The organism is Gordonibacter pamelaeae 7-10-1-b (assembly GCF_000210055.1).
GTDB lineage: Bacteria > Actinomycetota > Coriobacteriia > Coriobacteriales > Eggerthellaceae > Gordonibacter > Gordonibacter pamelaeae.
The window spans coordinates 2,671,707-2,676,235 of sequence record NC_021021.1 but is presented as its reverse complement, the minus strand read 5'-3'; the positions used below and the strand labels follow the sequence as shown (position 1 = coordinate 2,676,235).

General features: G+C 65.4%; 3 protein-coding genes. 2 read left to right on the top strand and 1 reads right to left on the bottom strand.

The genetic code is table 11. From position 1 onward, the window contains the following. The first annotated feature begins 220 nt into the window (after positions 1–220). Positions 221–2,146, top strand: coding sequence for a molecular chaperone HtpG (gene htpG, locus GPA_RS12405; RefSeq protein ID WP_015540071.1), 1,926 nt, complete (start codon positions 221–223; stop codon positions 2,144–2,146). A 940-nt stretch (positions 2,147–3,086) separates the two neighbouring features. Then, positions 3,087–3,593, top strand: a complete 507-nt coding sequence (locus GPA_RS12400) for a nitroreductase family protein (protein WP_041239590.1) — start codon at positions 3,087–3,089, stop codon at positions 3,591–3,593. Between the two features lie 92 nt (positions 3,594–3,685). Here GPA_RS12400 and GPA_RS12395 read toward each other — a convergent pair. Further along, positions 3,686–4,529 (bottom strand): acyl-CoA dehydratase activase (locus tag GPA_RS12395; RefSeq protein ID WP_041239589.1); only part of this gene is annotated, 844 nt, incomplete at its 5' end.

Genomic DNA, 4,529 nt, shown 5'->3' with positions numbered 1-4,529 from the left:
GGCGCTTGCCCTACGGGGCGCGCATCGGGGCAGGCGGCACGCTGCTGGCGGCAGCCCCCGCCTGCGCTTAGGCGTTGTTTGGAATTGCCGCGTGTCCTCCTTGACATCGCCCCGCGTCGTACTAAAATCTCGTTTTAGCACTCGAAGGCTTGGACTGCTAGCACACGGGGCAGTCCGACCGCTTGACGAAGGAACGTACCCGAAAGGAAGCGACGCCGCCATGCGCAAGTTCAAAACAGAGAGCAAGAAGCTGCTCGACCTCATGATCAACTCCATCTACACGAACCGCGAGATCTTCCTGCGCGAGCTCATCTCGAACGCGTCGGACGCGGTGGACAAGCTCTACTTCAAGAGCCTCACCGACAAGTCCATCGAACTCTCCAAGGACGAGCTCGCCATCCAGGTGAGCTTCGACAAGGACGCCCGCACCGTCACCGTGAGCGACAGCGGTATCGGCATGACGAAGGACGAGCTCGACCGCAACCTGGGCACCATCGCGCACTCGGACTCCATGGCGTTCAAGATGGAGAACGACGAGGTGCAGGGCGACGACGTGGACATCATCGGCCAATTCGGCGTGGGCTTCTACTCCTCGTTCATGGTGGGCAAGAGCGTGCGCGTGGTGTCGAAGGCCTACGGCAGCGACGAGGCTTGGGCCTGGGAGAGCGACGGCGTGGAGGGCTACACCATCGAGCCGGCCGAGCGCGCCGAGCACGGCACCGACGTCATCATCACGCTCAAGGACAACACCGACGAGGACTCCTACGACGGCTACCTGTCCGAGTACGGCCTTAAAGACCTGGTCAAGCGCTACAGCAACTACGTGCGCTACCCCATCCGCATGGAGGTGACGAAGTCGCGCGAGCTGCCGAAGCCCGAGGATGCCGGCGACGACTACGTGCCGCAGTTCGAGAACTACCAGGAGCTCGACACCGTGAACTCCATGATCCCCATCTGGAAGCGCCGCAAGTCCGAGGTCGACCAGGAAGAGTACAACGAGTTTTACAAGACCGACTTCCACGATTTCGCCGACCCGGCCCGCACCATCTCCGTGCATGCCGAGGGCGCGCTGTCCTACGATGCGCTGTTGTTCGTGCCGAGCCGCGCGCCGTTCGACCTGTACAGCCGCGACTACCAGAAGGGCCTCGCGCTCTACAGCTCCAACGTGCTCATCATGGAGAAGTGCGAGGAGCTGCTACCCGACTACTACAACTTCGTGCACGGCGTGGTGGACAGCCAGGACCTGCAGCTGAACATCAGCCGCGAGACGCTGCAGCACAACAGCCAGCTGCGCGCCATCGCCAAGAAGATCGAGAAGAAGATCACGTCCGACCTCGAGGACATGCGCGACAACGACCGCGAGGGCTACGAGGCGTTCTTCGAGAACTTCGGCCGCGGCCTGAAGTACGGCATCTACGCCAGCTACGGCTCGCAGAAGGACACGCTGGCCGACCTGTTGCTGTACTACTCCGCGAAACAGGACAAGCTGGTCACGCTGGCCGAGTACTTCGAGGCCATGCCCGAGGACCAGCCGGCCATCTACTACGCCGCCGGCGATTCGGTGGAGCGCCTGAACAAGATGCCCATCGTGAAGACGGTGCTCGGCAAGGGCTACGACGTGCTGCTGTGCACGCAGGATGTGGACGAGTTCTGCTTCACCGCCATGCGCGACTACGGTGCGAACGAGGACGGAGAGGGCGCGAAGGAGCTCAAGAACGTGGCGTCCGGCGACCTCGACTTCGCCACCGAGGACGAGAAGAAGGAGGCCGAAGAGGCCACGAAGGAGAACGAGGACCTGTTCAAGGCGCTGAAGGACGCGCTCGGCAACGAGGTGACGAAGGTGGCCGTGTCCGCGCGCCTCACCGACGCGCCTGCGTGCGTGACTACCGAGGGCCCCGTGTCGCTTGAGATGGAGCGCGTGCTGTCGAAGGGCCCCGAGGGCCCCGACGGCGTGAAGTCGCAGCGCGTGCTGGAGCTGAACGCCAAGCACCCGGTGTTCGACACGCTGAAGGCCGCCCACGAGGCCGGCGACAACGACAAGATCCGCCTGTACGCCGACCTGCTGTACAACCAGGCGCTGCTGGTGGAGGGCATGCCCATCGACGATCCGGTTGCCTTCGCCCAGAACGTCGCGAAGCTGATGTAGTCGGGTTCCGTCGGCCTGCCGGCCGCCGGAACGACTCGACGCTGCGAAGCCCCCTGGCACCCGATCTTGCCGCGATCCCGGAGGTTCGCGTACCGAAGTACGCTTCACCTCCGCGATCCCGGAGGTTCGCGTACCGAAGTACGCTTCACCTCTGCGATCCCGCCAATCTCGGGCACCAGGGGGCTTCTCGCTGACTTACTACGCCAACCTGCGCGGCCGTTATGCGCCCTCCGGGCGCATGGGCGGGTCGCTTCGCTCCCGCCCGTTCCACCGGGGCGGTTGTTCTCGCGCTGGCGCGCGAGGGGCGCGGCTCCTGCGGAGCGCACCCGTTTTCGCGCTTCGCGCGAACGGATATTCTAGCTGACCGTTTGACGCGTAACCCGGCGGCCTTCGCGCGCAGCGGCCCTAGGGCATCCACTCGACACACGGGGCTTGCAGCGCCGTGGACAAATAGGGGCGGTAATCTTTATTCTGGATAAAAGATGATTAGAATGCCGAGCTTACTACCAGGCGCTTCGCAAACGCCGCATTCCCGATCCCTTGATTCCCGTCGGAAATCTACAGACTAACGACCCTTTTTGTCCATTACTCTTTAAGTCATATATGCAAGCGTCCCAAGGGAGCGGGAAAGCTTTCCGCGCGCAGCACGATCCGTGAGCATCGGCTGTGTGTCGATGGGGGAGACAGAACGAATGCCCTGATCCCACGTCGGGAATTTTTGTGCCGAGCAGCCTGCTTTCCGCACACGAAGCACCTCAGGCGCCGGGCTATGCGTCAAAGGGGGAGACAGAACGGATGTTTCACGTGAAACATCCGAGAGCGGGCGCGCCTTGCCCTCCCTTCGTTATCGGCTCGCCTCCCTTTCGCATCCGTGCCGCGCACTACCGTGCGGAACGCGCTATCATCGGCGCATGACGAAGCCGAGCGCAAGGAGGCATCCATGGCAGATGCGATTTTCAAACGGGCGAGCGTGCGGAGGTTCACGGACGACCCGATGACCGACGACGAGGTGCGCGCCTTGCTGCGCGCGGGCATGGCGGCGCCCTCGGGCGGCAACCAGCAGCCGTGGGAGTTCTACGTGGCGCGCGACCGGGCCACGTTGCAGCTGCTGTCCGAGGCCAGCCCCTACGCGAAACCGGCCGCCGGCGCCGCCTGCGCCATCGTGCCGTGCATGCGCACGGAGGGCCTGCGCTTTCCCGAGATCGCCGTGCAGGACATGAGCGCCTGCGTGGAGAACATCCTATTGGAGGCCGTCGACCGGGGCTTCGGCGCCGTATGGATGGGCATCGCACCCGAGCCCGAGCGCATGGCAGCCGTGTCCGAGATCGTGGGCGCGCCGGCGGGGCTGGAGCCGTTCGCCATCGTCGCGCTGGGCTACCCGGAGTCCGAGCCCCACGCCAAGGGCAAGGACCGCTATGCCGAGGACCGCGTGCACTGGCTGAGCTAGCCCGAGCACGGGGCCATAGGTTGGGCGGCCACGCGGGAAGACGGCGCTGGCCGCTGGACGGTGGACGACGATTTCCCGCATGCCGAAATCCGCTATCCCGCCCGCACGGCCCCCTGGTCGCAGCGGTTGCCCCAGGAGTCGATGAGCTGATCGTCGCGGTAGACGCAGATGATCTCGCAGTGGTTCGCGCACTTGGCGCATTCGATCTCGCGCGTCTTGAACGCGAAGTCGCCCACGGCATCGAAGTCGAACGCCTCGCCGCCCCCGCTGCGCGAGGCCGCACCCGCGATCCCGTCCCTGCCCATCCCTGCCGCATCCGCCCCTGCATCCGCCGCGACCGCCTCGGCGGCCAGCAGCGCGACGCCGAACGCGCCCATCAGGTGGCCGTCGGGGTCCACGAGCACGTCCATCCCCAGCATGTCCTCGAACGCGCGCACCACGCCCGCGTTCTTGCTCACGCCGCCCTGGAACACCACGGGCGCGACGGTCTTCTTTCCCTTGCCCACGTTGTTCAGGTAGTTCGACGCCACCGCGCGGCAGAGCCCCGCGATGATGTCCTCGCGCGCGTAGCCCACCTGTATCTTGTGCACCAGGTCGCTCTCGGCGAATACGGTGCAGCGCGCCGCGATGTTGGCCGGCCGTTTGGACGCGAGCGCGATGGCGCCGAATTCCTCCACCTCCACGCCGAGCCGCGCCGCCTGGCTCGACAGGAACGCGCCCGTGCCGGCCGCGCACAGCGTGTTCATGGCGTAGTCCACGGCTATGCCGCCCTCCACGCAGATGATCTTCGAGTCCTGCCCGCCTATCTCCAAGATGGTGCGCACGTCCGGGTGCAGGTAGGTGGTGCCCACGGCGTGCGCGGTGATCTCGTTCTTCACCACGGCCGCGCCCAGCATGGCCCCCACGAGCCGCCGCGCGCTGCCGGTGGTGCCCACG